Source organism: Streptomyces sp. Ag109_O5-1, from assembly GCF_003814875.1.
GTDB classification, from domain to species: domain Bacteria; phylum Actinomycetota; class Actinomycetes; order Streptomycetales; family Streptomycetaceae; genus Streptomyces; species Streptomyces sasae.
Window position 1 is genome coordinate 10848711 of sequence record NZ_RKQF01000001.1, and the last position, 17958, is coordinate 10866668.

Consider the following 17958-nt stretch of genomic DNA (forward strand, 5'->3'; position numbering starts at 1 on the left):
CCCCTACAGCAGCACTGGCGAGGACGGGTGGGCGGTGCTCATCCGATGATCGTGTCGACGACGTCGAGATCCGGCAGTTCGAGCGAGCAGATCCGGGCCGCCTCGTCCGCGGGGATGCCGAACCGGAGCAGCAGACCGCGCACCACCAGGTCGGCGGAGGCCGCGTCGTCCCGGTCGGGCTGGGCGTGCGGCAGCGCGCCGAGGGCCAGTACGGCACCGGCCGTCACCGCCAGCGGCCCAGTGGGGGCCGCCGGCCACCAAGGACTTCCTGGGCGTCGCCCCCGGCCGCGAGTCGCTCGCCGAACTCCGCTCGATCATCACCGCCCTCCGCGCCCACGACAACGAACTCGACCTCGAACGCCTGCGCGGCCTGCTGAAAGTGGCAACCTCATGACCGTCTCCGTCCTCCGCACCACCGACCGGTGGCGGGCCGCCGTCGACGACCACCACGCCGTACTCGTCGACACCACCGCGACCACGACCGGCGAACTCCTCGCCGACGTTGCCGCGGTCCACCGGGCGCCGGCCGCCCCCGCCGTGGAGCCGCGCCCATCGCGGAACTTCCGCTCGTCTCCCCGGTGACGGCGCCCTGCCGGGTCGTCGCCCAGATGACCAACTTCGTCTCCCATGTCCGCGACTCGGGCATGGACCCCGACACCGTCCCGCTGACCTTCTTCCGCAAGACGTCCGGTTCGATCAGCGGCCCGTACGACGAGATCGTGAAGCCCGGCCATGTCCGCTTCCTCGACTACGAGATCGAGCTCGGCCTGGTCGTCGGCCGCCCCCTCGACGTCGGTGCGACCGTCACCGCGGCCAACTGGAAGGACCACATCGCCGGAGACGTCGTCACCAACGACGTCTCCGCACGCGACCTACAGCTGCCCAAGACCCAGTTCTACGAGACCAAGTCCTATCCGACCTTCACCCCCGTCGGCCCGGCCCTGGTCCTGTTCGACGCCGGTGAACTCCACCGCCTCGCCGAGCTGCAGCTGGTCCTCAAGGTCAACGGCGAGATCCGCCAGAACAGCGACCTGACGGACATGATCTACAGCCCGCTGCGGGCCCTCCAGGAACTCTCCCGCTTCCAGGCCCTGGCCACCGGCGACCTGATCCTCACCGGCACCCCCGTCGGCCCGGCCCTCAAGGCCCCGCCCAAACCGGTGGAACTGCTCGCCGCGTTCCTGCCCCCGGCGACGAAGTGGAAGGCCTCGCACATCCCGCCGTCACCGGCGCCCAGGCCGTCGGGCAGCCGGACCGGCGGGCGGGCGAGGGACCGGTCGCGTATGTGACCGTCGCCGACGCCACGGTGGGGGAGGAGGAACTGCGCACCTGGGCCGCCGCCCACGTCGGCGAGGCGGCCGCCGACCGCCAAGTCCCGCTGACGGTCGTCGACGTGCGCGACAGCCACGCCCGCGCCCTCGGCGAGCGTGACCACGTCCTGGTCCGGCCCTCAGCCGTGCCCCACGCGCGCCTCCATGACCGCGACCAGCCGGTGCAGCGCCTCGGTCACCCGTGCGCGGTCCTCGCCCAGACCGGCCAACAGGTCGAACTCGATGGAGAGTTGCCGGGGAAAGAGGTCGTCCACCGCCTTGGCGCCGGCCTCGGTGATGGTGACCAGGGCGGCGCGCCGGTCGGCGGGGTTGGGGGTACGGGTGATGAAGCCGCGCTTCTCCAGCTTGCCGAGGGTCTTGCTGACGCCCGCCCGGGACAGTCCCAGCCGCTCGGCGAGGCTCCGGGCGATGAACGGCTCGGTCGCGTGCCGGAGCGGGATCAGCATGTCGACCTCCGGCGCGGTGAGAGCGGCGCCCGCGTAGAGGGGTTCGACGGCGCGGCTGAGCACACCGTTGGCGTGCTTCAGCAGACCGACCAGCTCCATGGGGGAGGTGTCCAGGTCGGGGTTGTGGGCGGCCCACTGGGCGCCGACATCGGCGGCGGACGGGGCGGAGGAGGGGGTGGGCATGCGGCTCGTCTTCTCGCTCTCCATATTTGTTAGCCAGTGAACTATCAGTTACCTTTAATTTCATGGTAGCTCCGTCATCCTCGCGCAACCGCGCCGACGCCGTCCCTCACACCGCCGGACCTGCGCCTTCGGGTCGTACGGCCACCGCTCTCATCGCCGTGCTCGGCGCCCTGACCGCCGTCGCGCCGCTCGCGACCGACATGTACGTTCCCGGGTTTCCCGCACTGGGAGAGGCGTTCAGGGCGAGCAGTTCGGCCGTGCAGCTGACGATGACCGCCTTCCTGGCCGGGCTCGTCGTCGGCCAGCTGGTCATCGGCACGCTCAGCGACGGACTCGGCCGGCGCCGGCTGCTCATCGGAGGGGCGGCCGGGTTCGTCCTCTTCTCCCTCGCCTGCGCCGCCGCCCCGAACATCGCCGTGCTGACCGGCGCCCGCTTTCTGCAGGGCGTGGCCGGTGCGGCGGGCATGGTGCTGGCCCGGGCCGTCCTCACCGACCGCTTCCACGGCCCCGAACTCCCCAGCTACTTCGCGGTGTTGTCCCAGGTGGTCGGCGTGGCCCCGGTCGCCGCGCCCGTGCTCGGCGGGGCCGTGCTCTCCATGTCCACCTGGCGGACGGTGTTCGTCGTACTGGCCGTGCTCGGTGTGCTGCTCCTGCTCGCCGTGGTGCGGGCGGTCCCCGAGTCGCTGCCGCCCGAGCGGCGGCACGGCGGCGGACTCGCCGGCACCTTCCGGGCGATGGGCGCGCTGCTCGCCGACCGGACCTTCATGGGATACGTCCTGGCCGTCGCCCTCGTCTCGGCCGCGCTGTTCGCCTACATCAGCGGTTCGAGCTTCGTCTTCGAGAACCTCCACGGGGTCTCCTCGACGACGTACTCCCTCATCTTCGCCACCAACGCCGTCGCCATGCTGGCCGGCGGGGCGTCCTTCGCACGCCTGGCCGGGCGTGGCGTACGGCTCAACGCCATGCTCTCGGCCGGAGTCGGCATCGCCCTGCTGGGCGCGCTGGCGCAGGTTCTGCTGGTGGTGACCGCGGGGGAGACCCTCGCGGGAACCTGGATCACCCTGTTCGTGACCGCCGGCGGCATAGGCCTGGTCTTCCCCAGCGCCATGAGTATCGGCCAGGCGGTGGGTCGTGCGGCTCCGGGCGCGGCCTCCGCGCTCCTCGGCGGCCTGCAGTTCCTCTTCGGCGCCCTGGCCTCCCCGCTGGTGGGCGTGTTCGGGGAGGGCAGCTCCCGGCCGATGGCGGTCATCATGCTGGTCGCGCTGGGCGCGGCCGGGCTGGTGCTGGTGGTTCTCGCCAGGCCCTGGGAAGGACGAGGGGAACCGACGGCGACGGTGTAGGGCCTGACGACTCATCCGGACAAGGACTGCCGTGGATCACGCAGTCGGCCGGGGGGAGGAGTCGGATCCGTCCGGCGCTCTCAGGTTCGGGGCTCGGTGTGGTGGTGCTCGACCGAGTCGCCGTGGGCCACGAACACGTCGGCGACCATCGCCGGTGGGAACAGGCCGTGTTCGACGACGCCGGGGGTGGCGCCGAGCAGTGCCGCCAGGCCCGCGAGGTCGTCGACGGCACCGTGGTAGTCCGCGATGACGCCGCCGTCGGGGCTGCGTGGTACGTCACGCAGGGAGACCGGGTGGAGCAGCCGCATGGTCGCGGCCAGCCCGAACTCGAGCAACTCGAGCGGGACCGGCGGGTGCAGTGCCGTCACTCGTTTGCTCGAGTCGGCGATCACGACGAAGCGGTCGGCGGCCGCGGCGACGATCTTCTCCCTGGTGTGCGCGGCCCCGCCGCCCTTGACGAGCCAGCCGTCCGGCGCGATCTGGTCCGCACCGTCGATCGCGATGTCGAAGCGGTCGATGCTGCCGAACGGTTCGACCCGCAGACCGAGCGTCAGGGCGGCCTCCTCGGTCCGCGGCGATGTCGCGACACACCGGAGGGACAGACCGCGGCGGGCCAGTGCGGGCAGGAGGTGGGCGACGGTGGAGCCGGTGCCGAGGCCGACGGTCATGCCGTCCTCCACGAGCTCGGCCGCGGCCTCGGCGGCACGTTGCTTCTCATGCTCGACGCTCACGGTCCTTCCTCCTCTCGGACCTGGACCACGGGTCACAGGATGAACTGCTCGACAGCGTTGGCGAAGCCCTCGTCCTCGTTGCTGGTCGTGACCCGCCTCGCCGCGCGCTGGACCTCGTGACCGGCGTTGCCCATCGCGATGGAGAGTCCCGAGTGGGCGAACATCAGTACGTCGTTGGGCATGTCGCCGATCGTAGCGATCTGTTCGGGGGGAATCCGGAGCTTGGCGGACCAGTATGCGACGACACCGCCCTTGTTGGCCTGGGGATGCGTCACATCGAGGTAGTAGGGCTGCGAGCGGGCGGCCGAGACATGGTCGCCGAACTGCGCGCGAGCCGCGACCGCGGCCGCCTCGACGACCTCATGGTCGTCGCTGACCCCGACGATCTTGGCGGTGCCCTGCTCCAGCCCCTCGAAGCCGGCGACGAGCGTGGGTGCGAACTGCACCGTCCAGCTCTCGCGATCCACGTGCGGCCCCGACAGGTCGCGGACGTACCAGTCGGCGCCCCGGTAGATCCAGACGCTGAGGCCGAACGACTCCATCAGCGCGACGACCGGTGCCACCACCTCCGTGGGGATGACCTGCTGCTCGACAACGGTCATATCCGGGTTGACGATGAGACCACCGTTGAAGGCGGCCAGTTCGGTGCTCAGCGCCAGGGGCTCGATGATCATGGCCATGCCGCGCGGTGGTCTCCCGCTGGTCACCGCGAACACGACGCCGGCGTCGTGGAGCTTGTGGACCGCCTCTACCGCGCGGTCGGTGAGGACCTTGTCGTTCGTGACCAAAGTACCGTCGACATCGGCAAGGAACAGGCGGATCGGGCGGGTTGGCATCGCACCTCCGTGAACTCCGGGCGTAGCCGTGTGTCTCTCGAACGGAAGGGAAGGTCAATGCCCTTTTGGGCATGCAATTCTTTTGTATACCCATTGGGTTTTGGTATAACCAGATAAAGGTGATGTGGCGACTATAATTAATATGCGCTATTCTTAAGGATTGTATGGCGAAACTCTTATAGGGTCTGGCCGTTCAAAATTCACACAACACATCTTGGGCCGGCCCCTGAGGGGAGCGGGCAGTGGTGCAGGAAAGTCTGGACAGGGCGGCCCACGTGCTGGGGGTCGACATCGGCGGGACCGGTATCAAGGGAGCGCCGGTCGACCTCGAGTCCGGCGGCCTGACCGGTGAGCGGGTCCGGATCCCGACCCCGCAGCCGGCGACCCCGGGAGCGGTCGCGGATGTGGTCGTGCAGGTGCTCTCTCAGATCGGCGTCCCAGGACCGGTCGGGCTGACGCTCCCGGCCGTCATCCGGGGCGGCAGGGTCCAGACGACGGCCAATATCGATCCGGCCTGGATGGAGACGGACGCGGCCCAGCTCTTCGCACAGGCGACCGGCCGCGACGTGCGGGTGGTCAACGACGCCGACGCGGCCGGGATCGCCGAGATGCGCTTCGGCGCCGGCAAGGGGCGCAAGGGCGTCGTCGTGATGGTGACCCTGGGCACCGGTATCGGCAGCGCCGTCTTCTCCGACGGGCTCCTGGTGCCCAACAGCGAGCTGGGGCATCTGCCGCTGCACCACGGGGATGCCGAGGACTGGGCCGCGGAGTCGGTGCGTGAGCACGACGACCTCTCCTGGAGGAAATGGGCGCACCGTCTGGACACGTATCTCGCCCTCGTCCAGCGGCTGCTGTGGCCCGACCTGATCATCATCGGCGGCGGCGTCAGCAAGAAGGCGGACAAGTTCCTGCCGTACATCGAACTCAGGACCGAGACCGTGCCGGCGCAGCTGCTGAACGACGCGGGAATCGTCGGTGCGGCGCTCTTCGCCCCGGCAGGGAAAGTCCAGCCCTAGTCTGCCGCGCTCGACATGGGCGAGCGTGACCGAGCCTGAACTCGGCCACGGCTCGCCCATGAACGCGCTGAGTACTACCGCACGCTCAAGGACCAGGAGGCACCACATGGCGACAGACAAGCCCATGCAGCTCGGGATGATCGGGCTCGGCCGGATGGGGGCGAACCTGGTGCGACGGCTGATGCGCGACGGCCACCACTGCGTGGTGTCCGACGTCAAGGCGGCCGCGGTCGCCGAACTGGCCGGCGAAGGGGCGACGGGCGCGGACTCACTCCAGGATCTCGTTGCGAAACTGGACAAGCCACGGGCCCTGTGGCTCATGCTTCCGGCCGCGATCGTCGACCCCATCCTCGACCAGCTCGAACCGTTGCTGGAACCCGGCGACATCCTCATCGACGGCGGCAACTCCTACTACCGCGACGACATCACGCGTGCCAGGCGTCTTGCCGACAAGTCGCTGCACTACGTCGACTGCGGGACCAGCGGTGGTGTCTGGGGGCTGGACCGCGGCTACTGCTTGATGATCGGCGGCGAGGACGAGGTCGTGGCCCATCTCGACCCGATCTTCAAGACGATCGCCCCCGGCGAGGGCAGCGCCGAGCCGACACCGAGCCGGACCCGGACCGACGGCACCGCCCCGTCCGGGTACCTGCACTGCGGGCCGAACGGCGCCGGGCACTTCGTGAAGATGGTCCACAACGGGGTCGAGTACGGGATGATGGCCGCGATCGCCGAGGGCCTCGCCGTCATCAAGCACGCGGACGCCGGCCAAGGCCGGCAGGAGGTCGACGCGGAGACGACACCACTGCGCGATCCGTGGGCCTACCAGTACGACATCGACGTCGGCGAGGTGGCCGAGGTCTGGCGGCGCGGCTCGGTCGTCGGCTCCTGGCTGGTCGACCTGATCGCCGACGCCTTCGCCAGGTCGCCCTCCCTCGACGCCTTCGCCGGGCGGGTCTCCGACTCCGGGGAAGGCCGCTGGACCGTCCTCGCCGCGGTGGACGAAGGCGTCCCGGTACCGGTCATCACCACCTCGCTCTACGAGCGCTTCGAGTCCAGGCAGGCCGGGGAGTTCACCGACAAGATCCTCTCGGCGATGCGCTCCGAGTTCGGCGGGCACGCGGAGAAGAAGGGCTGAGCGCCGTGCATCACGAACTGGAGGTCGTCGCCGACCCCGATGCGGTCGCCGGCACCGCGGCGGCGTTCGTGGCGCGGCTGGCCCGGGCCCGCGTGCAGGCCCACGGCCGGTTCACGTTCGCCGTCAGCGGCGGGCACACCCCCTGGGCGATGTTCGCGCGGCTCGCACACGAGGACGTCCCCTGGGAGCACGTGGCCGTGTTCCAGGTCGACGAGCGGGTCGCGCCCGACGGCGACCCGGACCGCAACCTCACCCACCTGCGGGAGAGCCTCGGAGCGGCTCCGGCCGAGGTCTTCGCGATGCCCGTGAACGACCCCGACCTCGACGCGGCGGCCGCCGCCTACGGGCGGTCGCTGCCCGAGCGGTTCGACCTCGTTCACCTGGGCCTCGGTCCGGACGGGCACACCGCCTCGCTAGTGCCACAGGACCCGGTGCTAGACGTCTCGGACCGGCCGGTGGCCCTCACGGCGCCCTACATGGGCCACCAGCGCATGACACTCACCTATCCCGCGCCGACGCGCGCCGAGCAGGTGCTCTGGCTCATCACCGGAGCGGACAAACGCGAACCGCTGTCCAGGTTCGTCGCGGGAGACCGGTCGATTCCCGCCGGCCGGGTCGAGGCGGCGGCGTCGCTCGTCCTCACGGACGCGGCGGCGGCCGGCCGGAGCCCCGCCCACGCCGGCGACCGGCCGCCGGCAGGACCGTGACACCCGGCTGCGTTGCCGTGCCGGCCCCGTAAGGAGGATGAGGTGGCTTCGAACTCGTCGAACGTTCCCGCCGACGTACTGGTCATTTTCGGGATCAGCGGCGACCTGGCTCGCAAGATGACGTTCCACTCGCTCTACCGGCTCGAGCGGCGCAAGCTGCTGACCTGCCCGATCATCGGAGTGGCGCGCGACGGATGGTCCGACGACGCGCTGCGTGACCACGCCCGCGCGGCGGTCGAGGCGGCGGGCGAGCCGCTGGACGAAAGCGTCATGGCCCGGTTCGCCGCCCGACTCGGCTATGTGCAGGGCGATTACGCAGACCCGGAGACGTACCATCGCCTCGCCCGGGCGGTCGAGGACAAGCGGCACCCGGTCTTCTACCTGGAGATCCCGCCGTCACTGTTCGCCCGGGTGACCGAGGGACTGGCGGGCGTCGGGCTGACCAAGGGCGCCCGGGTCGTCGTGGAGAAACCGTTCGGGCACGACCTCGCGTCGGCGCGCGCCCTCAACGCCGAGCTGCGTCAGCTCCTCGACGAGGACCAGCTGCTGAGGATCGACCACTTCCTCGGCAAGGAGCCGGCGATGGACATCCAGTTCCTGCGGTTCGCCAACTCCGTGTTCGAGCCGGTCTGGAACCGCGACCACATCTCCTGCGTGCAGATCACCATGGCCGAGGACTTCGGGGTCGAGGATCGCGGTCATTTCTACGACCCGGTCGGCGCGCTCCGCGACGTCGTGCAGAACCATCTGCTGCAGCTGCTCGCCCTGGTGGCGTCCGAGCCGCCGTCGGCCGCCGGCGCGGACGCGCTCCGGGACCGCCGGGTCGATGTGTTCCGGGCGATCCCCGACGCCGACCCGGCCCACTACGTCCGCGGGCAGTACGAGGGGTACCTTCAGGTCCCCGGCGTGCGTCCGCACTCGCGCACCGAGACGTTCGTCGGGTTGCGGCTGGAGATCGAGAACTGGCGCTGGTCCGGGGTGCCGTTCTTCATCCGCGCCGGCAAGTCGCTCCCCGAGCGGGTGACCGAGATCCGGATCGTGTTCAAGCGCCCGCCGCGACTCGCGTTCGCGGAGCGGTTCGCGCCCGAGCCCGGCCAGTGGATCCTGCGGATCGATCCGAGCCCTGGCGTGAACTTCCGCATCCAGGCCAAGCAGCCGGGCAAGCAGGACACGCAGCTGGTGGACCTCGACCTCCTCTTCGAGGCCGCGCTCGGTGAGGCACCCGAGCCGTACGAGCGCCTGCTCAGTGATGCGATGCAGGGCAACGCGAGCCTGTTCACCCGGGAGGACTCGGTGGAGGAGACCTGGCGGATCGTCCAGCCCCTGCTGGAGGCGCCCGGCGACCCCGAGAGCTATCGGCAGGGGACCTGGGGACCGGCGGGAGCGAACAAGCTCGTCGCCGGTCACCCGGGATGGCACGAACCCTGGCTGCCACCGGGAGCGGGGAGGGCGGCGGCCGGGTGACCGGGGGAGCGAGACCTACCCGCAGTTGGTGATGAGTGTCTCCGGGAGGGATTTCCGGCCCTCCAGGGGGACCGTCGCGGACCGGTCGCCGTCCGTGGCCGCGGACGCCGCAGAGCGTGCGAGGAACCGTTGCCCGGACTCCCGGGGCGAGACACGGCCGCACTGCACGTCCCAGTAGCCGTCACGCCGGGTGAGGAAGACCGCGCACAGGGGCGGCACGGTGAGATGCCAGAACGTTCTCGCCGGTACGGCCAGAGCGTGGATGAGCACGGCCCGGACCACCGCTGCTTCGACGACGGCCACCACGTGGCCCGTCTCGGGCGCCATGCTGCTCAGCCAGCCCGCCGAGCGGCGGCACAGCTGGCGTACGGACTCCCCTTCGTGGGGAGCGGCATCCGGATCCGTGAGCCAGGCGGAGAACCCGTCGGGGTCGGTTGCGGCGACCTCGCCGACCGTGCGACCGCGCCAGCTGCCCACGTCGAGATCGCGCAGCATGGGCTCGGACGCCGCCACCAGGCCGATGGCGTCAGCAGTCTGCGCGCAACGGATCGAGGGTGCCCGCACGGCCGGCACACGGGGAGAGAGCACTGCTCTCGCGGTGCCTGCCAAACGCAGTCCGCGCTCGCTCAGCGGAGCGTCGCCGAGGAGTGGATCCAGCGTGGCGTCACCGCCCGGCGCGCACAGAAACGTCAGATGGATCGACATGGGACCGACCTCCTTCATGGCCCGGCATGGCTCTGGACGGTGTGAGACCCACGCGAAGGTCGCTGGATCGGGCCTGTCCGGCCGGCGGGCGCACCGGGCAACGGATGGAACGGCCGACACCACGTCGTGCCTCACCTGCTCCACAGTCGGCGCAAGCCCCCGGCCGCACCATCCGTCAGGTGTCCGAAACCACCCGGCCGACCGGCCGATGGTCTGCCTCGTCGGCCCGGCCGGAACCGGCATCCCCCGGGCCGGCGGACAGTCGTCCCGGCAGCCGTGCTCACCGGTTCCGTTCGATGGGCAGTTCGAGGAGGAGCTCGTAGCCCCCTTGGGCCGTGGGGCCGGAGGTGACGGTGCCGCCGAGCAGCTCCGCTCGCTGGGCCAGGCCGATCAGGCCGTTGTGGGCACTGGGCAGGTCGAACGCGAGCCGGGTGGGGGCGGTGTTCGTGACGGTGGCACACAGGGCACCGTCCCGGTGTCTGATGCGGATGGTCGCGGCGGCGCCGGGGGCGTGTTTGCGGACGTTGGTCAGCGCTTCCTGGACGGTGCGGTAGACGGCGCGCTGGACCGTGGGCGGAAGGTCCTCGGGCAGGTCGGTCTCCAGCTTCGCCTCGATGCCGCTGGCCTCGACCAGGTGCTCCAGGTCGGCGAGCGAAGGCTGCGGGGTGAGCTCCGTGGGCCTGCTGCCGGAGGCCCGCAGCACGCCGACCATGTGCCGCAGTTCTTCCAGGGTCTGCACGCTCAGGCGGCGGATCGTCGCGGCGGCCTGTCTCGTCTCGGCGTCCCGGCCGCCCACCTGCAGGGCTCCGGCCTGTACGGCGATGAGACTGACCTGGTGGGAGACCACGTCATGCATCTCCCGGGCAAGCTGGGCGCGCTCCTTCGCCAGCACGCTCTGTGCGGTCAGCAGCCGTTCCTGCTCGCGGGCCTCGGAGATGTCGGCGAGCCGCAGCGACAGTTCGCGCCGGGCCTGGACGAGCTGGCCCAGGAACACCGGGGCGGCCGCGGTGGCCAGGGTGTAGCTGAGGTGGAACACGTTGTTCGTCTGGGACAACTCGGTGGCGTCCAGGGACGACCACGGCCAGGGCAGGAAGTCGATGATCGCGTAGAGCAGCGCGCAGCCGGCCAGCAGGAAACGGTGGCGGTTCAGGGAGGAGAGCGTGTACAGCGCGGCCATCGGGGCGACCACGGCGTCGGTGACCAGGGCGGTGGGCAGCGTGAGGACGAAGGTCGTCAGAGGCAGTCGGTGACGCAGCATCAGGGCAAGGGCGCCGAGCAACGCGCAGGCAGCCGTCGGCCGGTCCTCGACATCGATGTGACTCCATCCGTCCGCCACCGCGAAACCGACGAGACCGATGTCGAGCAGCACCGTCGGCGGCCGTCGCAGGCTCACCGGGCGTCCTCCTCCTGGGAGGGAGCGAGCAGGCCCGCGCGCTCGGCGATCAGCGCCGCCTGGACACGGCTGCTCACCCGCAGTTTGCCGAGCACGCTGGTGACATGGCCCTTGATCGTGCCGGTGCTCAGGTGCAGCCGTTCGCCGATCTCTGCATTGGCGAGCCCCTCGGCCATGAGGACGAGCACGGCACGCTCGCGCTCGGTGAGCCGAGTGGTGAGACGGACGGCGGCGGGCTCACGCACACTGTTGTCGAGGTAGCCGCCCACCACCAGGCGAGTGACCTTGGACGACAGTACGGTCCCTCCCTCGGCCAGGGTGCGCACCAGGTGGGGAAACTGTTCGGGGTCGGTGTCCTTGAGCAGGAATCCGGCGGCGCCCGACCGCAGAGCGGTCGCCACGTATTCGTCGGTGTCGAACGTGGTGAGCATGGCGACCACCGGAGCCTGCGGCATACGGCGGAGGTCGGCCAGGATCGTGAGCCCGTCCACGTCCGGCATCCGGATGTCGAGCAGGACGACATCGGGTCGCAGCTCCCGCACGGTCCGTACGGCCTGGCCACCGGGTACCGCCGCGACGACCTCGATGTCGTCCGCCGTCTCGAGAATGTGCGTGAAACCCGTGCGGATCAAGGCTTCGTCGTCGACCACCAGTACCCGGATCACCCGCGCTCCACTCGTCGCATGCCCCGGTCGATGCCTACCCCGCGGGAGCCTTCTCCTGGCGACCGGCACGGAGAACCCGCCGGTTGGCGGCGCGACCTCAGCCGGTCGGCGGGGGCGGCGCGCCCGGCCCGCCCGTGGCGCAGCCGGGACCTCCGCACTCGCCTCACTACGCTGAGCGACGGGAGACCACACAGTCCAGGACAGATAGGGAGACCATGGCCCTCGACCTCGACATCGACAGCCTCCGTCAACTCATCGGCGATGGTGTCCACGACAAGGTCTACCCCGGCGCCGTCTGGGCCGTCGGTGACCGCACCGGAAACATGGCCATCGGCACCCCAGGTGTCCTGGATCCCGACCGGCCCGACGAACCGATGCGGCACGACACCGTCTTCGACGTCGCCGGACTCACGGAGGTCCTGGCGGTGTGGGCGTCCATCGGATCCCTCGTCGAGGACGGAAAGCTGCATCTCGACGAGGAGCTGGGGGACTTCTGGTCCGAGGTGAGCGGCCACCCGCTGGGCCGGGTGAGCACCCGCCACCTGCTCACCCATACCGCAGGCGTCCCGCTCCGGACCGACCTCATGAACCTGTACGGCACCGACCCCCGGGACATCCGCGACGGCGTCCTCCACGAAGCCGTGCGCCGGCCGCCCGGGGAGGCCGTGGAGTACACCGACCGCGCCGCCCTCGTCCTCGGCTACCTCGCCGAAGCGCTGTCCGGGCAGAGCCTCGACGTCCTCGCCGCCACCGGAACGTGGCAGCCCCTCGGCATGACACGCACCTGCTACGGCCCCCTGCCCGGCGAGACCGCCGTCCGCTGCGCGCCGACCGAACTCGACGACCTCACGGGTGCCCGCCTGAGGGGCACCGCCCAGAGCCCGCCGGCGCGCCTGCTCGGCGGATCCTGCGGTAATTCCGGAGTGTTCTCCGTCCTCCCCGACATCGCGGTCTTCCTCCGCCACATGCTGCAGCCGAGGCAGGACGGCGGGCAGCCGGGCTTCGGCCCCGCCTGGACCCAGGAGTCGCTGCGGATCCAGACCGGCGAACTCGCACCCGCCCGCGGACTGTTCTGGTGCCCGGCCCCGGGAACCGTCCCCGCGACCGACGACATCTGGGTGCACTACGGCTCCACGGGAACAGGCGCATGGCTTTCCCCGAAACAGGGCCGCTGGGCGATCCTGCTGACCAACAAGCTCTACTGCTCCAGGGACCACGGGCCCCTCACCCACGTCCGCGACGCATTCCGCTCGCTCGCCTTCGCCTGACCGCGCGCGCCGCGACCACGGTCGGTGGTCCTGCGTCGAACCGCGCACCGCGACCACGGTCGGTGTTCCCTCGCCGAACCGCGGGTCCGCACCTCGACGAGCGGCCGAGCCCGGACTGCAAGAACTCCGCCTGGCCCGAGTGACCGGTCCGCGGCGGGAGCTCAGCCGGACGGCGGTCCGAGCAGACCGTCCACGATGTCGCGGAGCGGGCCCATCAGGTCGTCGGGCGTAGCGTCGGCCAAGGGCCGCAGACCCACGGCGGAACGTACGACAGCGACCCCGACGCCCAGCGCGACCAGGAGCTCCGCCCGCAGCAGGGCGTCGGGTGCCGGTGCGGCACCCGACGCTTCGAGCACCTGCCGGCCGAACTCCTCCAGCGCCCGCCGGCGCAGCTCGGCCACCTGCTCGTCGCCGGAGTCCCGCAACAGCAGCAGCACCGGATGCTCGCCGAACTCCGCCCACGCCCCGGCCGCCAGCTGACGGCTGAGCGCCCCGGCCAGGGCGGCACGGTCGTGCGGGAACTCCGCTTCGCCGCCCAGGAACCGGGGCGCCGACGCCAGCGCCGCCTTGAACAGGCCCTCCTTGGAGCCGAAGTACCGCTTGATCAGGGCCAGGTTGACCCCGGCGTCCGCGGCGACGTCCCGCAGCGTCGTGCGGTCGTACCCCAGCCGGGTGAACCGGGCGCGGGCGGCCAGCAGCAGGGCACGGCGCGTCGCCGCGGCGTCCCGGCGCCGGTGCCCGTCGGGCTGATCGGCCTGATCAGCCTGTTGGGCCTGATGGGTCACGCCGTCGCCCTGATCGGTCACGTCGTCCGATGACACACCGGCTCCTCTCGTCGACGCCCCCGTGGACCCTTCGAACGGGTCGAGCGGCTCGCCATCAGGTAATCATGCGTTGACTTCGTTCCGGAGCGGGGTAACGTTGCCAAGTAATCGCCTGATGACTAACGGGGTCGCGTAGAAGGAACGGTGACGGTGCCTCAGCAAGCCCTTCTTGTCATGGATGTCCAGCAGGTCGTCGTCGACCGCTTCCCCGACCCCGACTACCTGCCACGCCTCGGCAAGGCGATCGACGCCGCCCGCGCGGGCGGCGTCCCGGTGATCTACGTGGTCGTCGGCTTCCGCCCGGGATACCCGGAGGTCAGCGCCCGCAACAAGATGTTCCGCGGCCTCGTGGGCGCCGCCGCGAGGCTGGCCGGTGACAACCCGTCCACGCAGGTCCATCCCGAGGTGGCTCCCGCGCCCGGCGAGCCCGTCGTCACCAAGCGACGCGTCAGCGCGTTCGCCGGCAGCGATCTCGACATGGTGCTGAGGGCCGGCGAGATCGACCACCTCGTCCTCACCGGCATCGCCACCAGCGGCGTCGTGCTGTCCACCCTGCGCCAGGCGGCCGACCTCGACTTCGAGCTCACCGTCCTGTCCGACGCCTGCCTCGACTCCGACCCGGAGGTGCACCGGGTGCTGACAGAGAAGGTGTTCCCGAAACAGGCGGAGGTCACGACCGTCGACGCGTGGGCGGCGGCACTCTGACGCCCGCCGTCAGGCGAGGGTCACCTCGACCGGCAGCTTCTTGATCCCGTTGACGAAGTTGGAGCGCACCCGAGGCACCTCGCCGATCAGGCGGATGTCGGCGAGCCGGGGGATCAGCTCCTCGAACATGATCCGGATCTCGGTGCGCGCGAGCAGGTTGCCCAGGCACAGGTGCGGGCTGCCCTTGCCGAAGGTTACGTGGTCGTTGTCGGTGCGGGTGACGTCGAAGTCGTACGGGTTCCCGAAGACCTCCTCGTCGCGGTTGCCCGAGGCGTACCACATGACGACCTTGTCGCCCTCCTTGATGTTCTTGCCGCCGAGCTCGACGTCACGGGTCGCGGTACGGCGGAAGTGGTAGACGGGGGACGCCCAGCGCAGGAACTCCTCCACCGCCGTCGGGATCAGCGACGGGTCGTCCTTGAGACGGGCCAGCTGCTCCGGGTGCTGGAGGAGGGCCAGCATGGAGTGGGTGATGGTGTGCCGGGTGGTCTCGTTGCCGGCCACCACCAGGAGCAGGAAGTAGTTGTCGAAGTCCTGGGCGGAGAGCGGGACTCCGTCGCGCGGGGTGGTGTTGACCAGCTTGGAGATCAGGTCGGTCCCCTCGCCGCCGCGTCGCTGCCGGGCCAACTCCCGCCCGTACTCGAAGACTTCGAGCGAGGCGGGGGAGCGGAACGGCAGATCGCGGTACTTCTCGCTCTCCGCGCTGTGCAGCAGGACGTCCGCGTAGTCGGGGTCGGTGTTCCCGATGATGCGGTTGCCCCAGTCGATCAACTGCTGGTTGTCCTCCGGCGGTACGTCGAGGAGCCGGGCCAGCACGTTGATGGGGAAGTCCGCGGAGACCTCGCGCACGAAGTCGAACCGCCCCTTCGCCAGCGCCGCGTCCAGAGTCTTCGCGGTCAGCCCGCGCAGGAAGTCGGTGTAGCTGTTGATGACACCGGCGCCGAACTGGCGCTGGATCACGCTGCGCAGGGCGCGGTGCCGGACGCCGTCCAGCTCCAGGATCGAGGCGCGCTTCTTGATCTGGTCCTCGTCGACCTCCTCCAGGTTCACGAACCTGGTGGAGGTGAAGGTCTCGGCGTCCCGGTCGACACGCGCGATGTCGGCGTGCCGGGTGAGCGCCCAGAAACCGGAGTTGGGCGCCCCCTCGGGCTGCCAGTGCACCGGGTCCTGGTGGCGCAGGGTGTGGAACATCCGCCAGGGGGTCACCCCGTCGGTGAAGTTGTCGAGATTGGCGAGGTCGACATCAGCGAGGCGCATGGCCTCGACGCCGGTGGTTGTGGTCATCGTCGGTCCTTCACAGGTGGTAGGCGTACTCGGTGAACTCCCAGTCGGTGACATGCCGTTGGAAGCGTTCGACCTCGTTGCGTTTGTAGGAGAGGTAGGAGTCGGTGAAGTCCTTGCCGAGCAGCTCGGCCAGGTCGGTGTCCGCCTCCAGCGCGTCCAGCGCGGCGGACAGGTCCATGGGCAGCACGGCCGCCTTCGCGGTGTCGTAGCCGTAGCCCTCCAGCGGGGCGGGTGGCTCCTCGCCCGCCAGGACGCCGAGCAGGGCGGCGGCCGTGGTCGCGGCGATCGCCAGATACGGGTTGGCGCTCGCGTCGCCGAGCCGCAGTTCGAGCCGGGCGCCGGTGCCCCGCTCGGGCGGTACGCGGACCATCGCGCTGCGGTTGTCCAGGCCCCAGTCGATCAGCCAGGGGGCCAGGGTGTCCGGGCCGAAGCGCTTGTACGAGTTGACGGTCGGGTTGAGCAGTGCGGCCAGGGCGGGCGCGTGGGCGAGGATGCCGGCGATCGCGTGCCGGGCGGTGGCCGACAGGCCGTACGCGCCGGACGGATCGTCGAAGGTGTTGCGGCCCTCGGGATCGGCGCACGACAGATGCAGATGGAAGCCGGAGCCGCCCGCGTCGTTGAAGGGCTTCGCCATGAAGGTGGCGAGTCGCCCCTCGCGCCGGGCCAGTTCCTTGATCGCGGCCTTGAAGCGGAACGCCCGGTCGGCGGCGGACAGGGCCTCGGAGTGCAGCAGGTTGATCTCGAACTGCCCGCCGTCGAACTCGTGATTCCCGCTCAGCACCCCGATGCCGAGCCCGCGGACCTGGCGCAGGGTGCGCAACAGGTGGTTGTCGGGGTCGGCGCGCAGCCCGGCGGTGTAGACGACACCGGGGGTGGCGCCGTAGCGGCGCCAGCCACCGCCCGCTTCCTGTTCGCACAGGAAGTACTCCAGTTCGGGCCCGACGACCGGGCTCAGCCCGTGCTCGTGGCACCGGTCCAGGACCGACCGCAGCAGGTCGCGCGGCGACTCGGGGGCCGGTGCCCCGGTTGCCGGATCGACGACGTCGGCCAGACAGGCCGCCACCCCCGGCTCCCAGGGGAGCGCGACCAGGGTGCCCAGGTCCGGCCGTACGCAGATGTCGGGCAGACCCGCGTCCAGACCGCCGCTGACCGGGACCACATCACCCTGCGGGCTGGTGTGGTAGACGGCCCGGCAGAAGGCCAGCCCGTGCTCGACCGCCCTGGGCAGTTCCTCCAGGAGCACATCTCGGGCCCGGTCGGTGCCGATGAGGTCGGGGTATGTCACCCGGACGACATCGATGCCGTCGGCGGCGAGCCGGTCCATGTGCCGGCGGACTTCTGACAGGTCTTGATCGCTCACCGTTGTCTCCTCGGGCGGACGGACGTCGGGGCACCACCTCCGGGAATCCGGGAATCCGGGGCTCCAGGGATCCCGGGAGGCGGGTGGCGTGGCAGGTGGTGGCCGGGGCGCGATGTCGCGGGCAGCTCCCGGCCTGGTGTTTGAAGCCAAACGGTAGGCAGGGGCCCACCCTGCCGCAAGAGGGCGAGGCAAAGAATTTATCCATACGGATAGGTATTGACCAGGGGGTGCTGGCTGCCTACCTTGTTTGAAGCCAAACGAGTTCGGGTCGCGGTTCGCCGCAACCCGTTGGCAGGGCCCGGTCGGTACGACCGGCCGGGCCCACTACTTCCCATCCCTTCCCTTCGCTTCCGCTCCCTCAGGAGGACCGGCCATGAAGGTCGTCGTCGACATGAACAAGTGCCAGGACCACGGCCAGTGCGTCTTCGCGGCTCCCGACGTCTTCTCGCTGGACGACGCGGGCCACCTCGTGTACGTCTCCGACCCGGACGACGCGCTGCGCGACGAGGTCGAGGAAGCGGCCGACGTCTGCCCGCTCCAGGCCATCCGGATCGAGGGCTGA

General features: G+C 70.5%; 20 protein-coding genes and 2 pseudogenes. 12 read left to right on the plus strand and 10 right to left on the minus strand.

Going from position 1 to position 17958, the window contains the following annotated elements:
• Positions 1–38: 38 nt before the first annotated feature.
• A complete protein-coding gene (locus tag EDD90_RS49395; protein ID WP_185149495.1) occupies positions 39–227 on the minus strand; it encodes a hypothetical protein in 189 nt (62 codons plus the stop codon).
• Between the two features lie 8 nt (positions 228–235).
• On the opposite strand from EDD90_RS49395, the pseudogene EDD90_RS58045 reads away from it, so the two are divergent.
• The 4 genes and pseudogenes from EDD90_RS58045 to EDD90_RS58735 all read left to right on the plus strand — a co-directional run.
• A pseudogene (locus tag EDD90_RS58045) lies at positions 236–394 on the plus strand (2,3-dihydroxybiphenyl 1,2-dioxygenase); the annotation flags it as partial.
• On the plus strand, positions 391–582 hold the full coding sequence (locus EDD90_RS58730; RefSeq protein WP_185149714.1) for a hypothetical protein: 192 nt from the start codon (positions 391–393) through the stop codon (positions 580–582). The pseudogene EDD90_RS58045 and the gene EDD90_RS58730, both read left to right, overlap by 4 nt.
• Before the next feature lie 62 nt (positions 583–644).
• Positions 645–1289 (plus strand): fumarylacetoacetate hydrolase family protein, encoded by a 645-nt coding sequence (locus tag EDD90_RS56510; protein WP_311737282.1) that lies wholly within the window; start codon positions 645–647, stop codon positions 1287–1289.
• A pseudogene (locus tag EDD90_RS58735) lies at positions 1268–1315 on the plus strand (hypothetical protein); the annotation flags it as partial. The gene EDD90_RS56510 and the pseudogene EDD90_RS58735, both read left to right, overlap by 22 nt.
• A gap of 135 nt (positions 1316–1450) precedes the next feature.
• Here EDD90_RS58735 and EDD90_RS49415 read toward each other — a convergent pair.
• A complete protein-coding gene (locus tag EDD90_RS49415; RefSeq protein WP_123979591.1) occupies positions 1451–1960 on the minus strand; it encodes a MarR family winged helix-turn-helix transcriptional regulator in 510 nt (169 codons plus the stop codon).
• A gap of 62 nt (positions 1961–2022) precedes the next feature.
• Between EDD90_RS49415 and EDD90_RS49420 the strand changes: the two genes are divergently transcribed.
• Complete coding sequence (locus EDD90_RS49420; RefSeq protein WP_123979593.1) at positions 2023–3300, plus strand: multidrug effflux MFS transporter; 1278 nt, start codon at positions 2023–2025, stop codon at positions 3298–3300.
• Positions 3301–3380: 80 nt separating this feature from the next.
• Here EDD90_RS49420 and rpiA read toward each other — a convergent pair whose 3' ends face one another.
• Both rpiA and EDD90_RS49430 read right to left on the minus strand, forming a co-directional pair.
• Positions 3381–4031, minus strand: a complete 651-nt coding sequence (gene rpiA, locus EDD90_RS49425; protein ID WP_123979595.1) for a ribose 5-phosphate isomerase A — start codon at positions 4029–4031, stop codon at positions 3381–3383.
• 32 nt (positions 4032–4063) lie between these two features.
• The gene (locus EDD90_RS49430; RefSeq protein WP_123979597.1) at positions 4064–4867 is read right to left on the minus strand and encodes a Cof-type HAD-IIB family hydrolase; all 804 of its coding nucleotides are present in this window, start codon (positions 4865–4867) and stop codon (positions 4064–4066) included.
• A 242-nt stretch (positions 4868–5109) separates the two neighbouring features.
• Between EDD90_RS49430 and ppgK the strand changes: the two genes are divergently transcribed.
• From ppgK to zwf, 4 genes are all read left to right on the plus strand, one after another.
• Positions 5110–5883, plus strand: coding sequence for a polyphosphate--glucose phosphotransferase (ppgK, locus tag EDD90_RS49435; RefSeq protein WP_311737259.1), 774 nt, complete (start codon positions 5110–5112; stop codon positions 5881–5883).
• Between the two features lie 106 nt (positions 5884–5989).
• Positions 5990–7021 carry a phosphogluconate dehydrogenase (NAD(+)-dependent, decarboxylating) gene (gene gnd / locus EDD90_RS49440; RefSeq protein ID WP_123979599.1) on the plus strand — a complete coding sequence of 344 codons (1032 nt, stop codon included), beginning with the start codon at positions 5990–5992 and terminating at the stop codon, positions 7019–7021.
• A 5-nt stretch (positions 7022–7026) separates the two neighbouring features.
• The gene (gene pgl, locus EDD90_RS49445) at positions 7027–7728 is read left to right on the plus strand and encodes a 6-phosphogluconolactonase (RefSeq protein WP_185149496.1); all 702 of its coding nucleotides are present in this window, start codon (positions 7027–7029) and stop codon (positions 7726–7728) included.
• 42 nt (positions 7729–7770) lie between these two features.
• Complete coding sequence (gene zwf / locus EDD90_RS49450; RefSeq protein ID WP_123979603.1) at positions 7771–9192, plus strand: glucose-6-phosphate dehydrogenase; 1422 nt, start codon at positions 7771–7773, stop codon at positions 9190–9192.
• 15 nt (positions 9193–9207) lie between these two features.
• Here zwf and EDD90_RS49455 read toward each other — a convergent pair whose 3' ends face one another.
• From EDD90_RS49455 to EDD90_RS49465, 3 genes are all read right to left on the minus strand, one after another.
• The gene (locus EDD90_RS49455) at positions 9208–9897 is read right to left on the minus strand and encodes a histidine phosphatase family protein (RefSeq protein ID WP_123979605.1); all 690 of its coding nucleotides are present in this window, start codon (positions 9895–9897) and stop codon (positions 9208–9210) included.
• A 280-nt stretch (positions 9898–10177) separates the two neighbouring features.
• Positions 10178–11290 (minus strand): sensor histidine kinase, encoded by a 1113-nt coding sequence (locus tag EDD90_RS49460; RefSeq protein WP_123979607.1) that lies wholly within the window; start codon positions 11288–11290, stop codon positions 10178–10180.
• A complete protein-coding gene (locus tag EDD90_RS49465) occupies positions 11287–11955 on the minus strand; it encodes a response regulator transcription factor (RefSeq protein WP_123979609.1) in 669 nt (222 codons plus the stop codon). The genes EDD90_RS49460 and EDD90_RS49465 overlap by 4 nt, the downstream gene beginning before the upstream one ends.
• A gap of 215 nt (positions 11956–12170) precedes the next feature.
• Here EDD90_RS49465 and EDD90_RS49470 point away from each other — a divergent pair, with 215 nt between their 5' ends.
• On the plus strand, positions 12171–13223 hold the full coding sequence (locus tag EDD90_RS49470; protein ID WP_123979611.1) for a serine hydrolase: 1053 nt from the start codon (positions 12171–12173) through the stop codon (positions 13221–13223).
• Positions 13224–13384: 161 nt separating this feature from the next.
• On the opposite strand, the gene EDD90_RS49475 is transcribed toward EDD90_RS49470, so the two are convergent.
• Entirely contained in the window at positions 13385–14044 is a 660-nt protein-coding gene (locus tag EDD90_RS49475) for a TetR/AcrR family transcriptional regulator (protein WP_123979613.1), read from the minus strand.
• A 153-nt stretch (positions 14045–14197) separates the two neighbouring features.
• On the opposite strand from EDD90_RS49475, the gene EDD90_RS49480 reads away from it, so the two are divergent.
• Positions 14198–14752, plus strand: coding sequence for a cysteine hydrolase family protein (locus EDD90_RS49480; RefSeq protein WP_123979615.1), 555 nt, complete (start codon positions 14198–14200; stop codon positions 14750–14752).
• A 9-nt stretch (positions 14753–14761) separates the two neighbouring features.
• On the opposite strand, the gene EDD90_RS49485 is transcribed toward EDD90_RS49480, so the two are convergent.
• A complete protein-coding gene (locus EDD90_RS49485; RefSeq protein ID WP_123979617.1) occupies positions 14762–16036 on the minus strand; it encodes a cytochrome P450 in 1275 nt (424 codons plus the stop codon).
• A 10-nt stretch (positions 16037–16046) separates the two neighbouring features.
• The gene (locus tag EDD90_RS49490) at positions 16047–17396 is read right to left on the minus strand and encodes a glutamine synthetase family protein (RefSeq protein ID WP_123979619.1); all 1350 of its coding nucleotides are present in this window, start codon (positions 17394–17396) and stop codon (positions 16047–16049) included.
• A 373-nt stretch (positions 17397–17769) separates the two neighbouring features.
• Here EDD90_RS49490 and EDD90_RS49495 point away from each other — a divergent pair, with 373 nt between their 5' ends.
• Positions 17770–17958, plus strand: coding sequence for a ferredoxin (locus EDD90_RS49495; protein WP_123979621.1), 189 nt, complete (start codon positions 17770–17772; stop codon positions 17956–17958).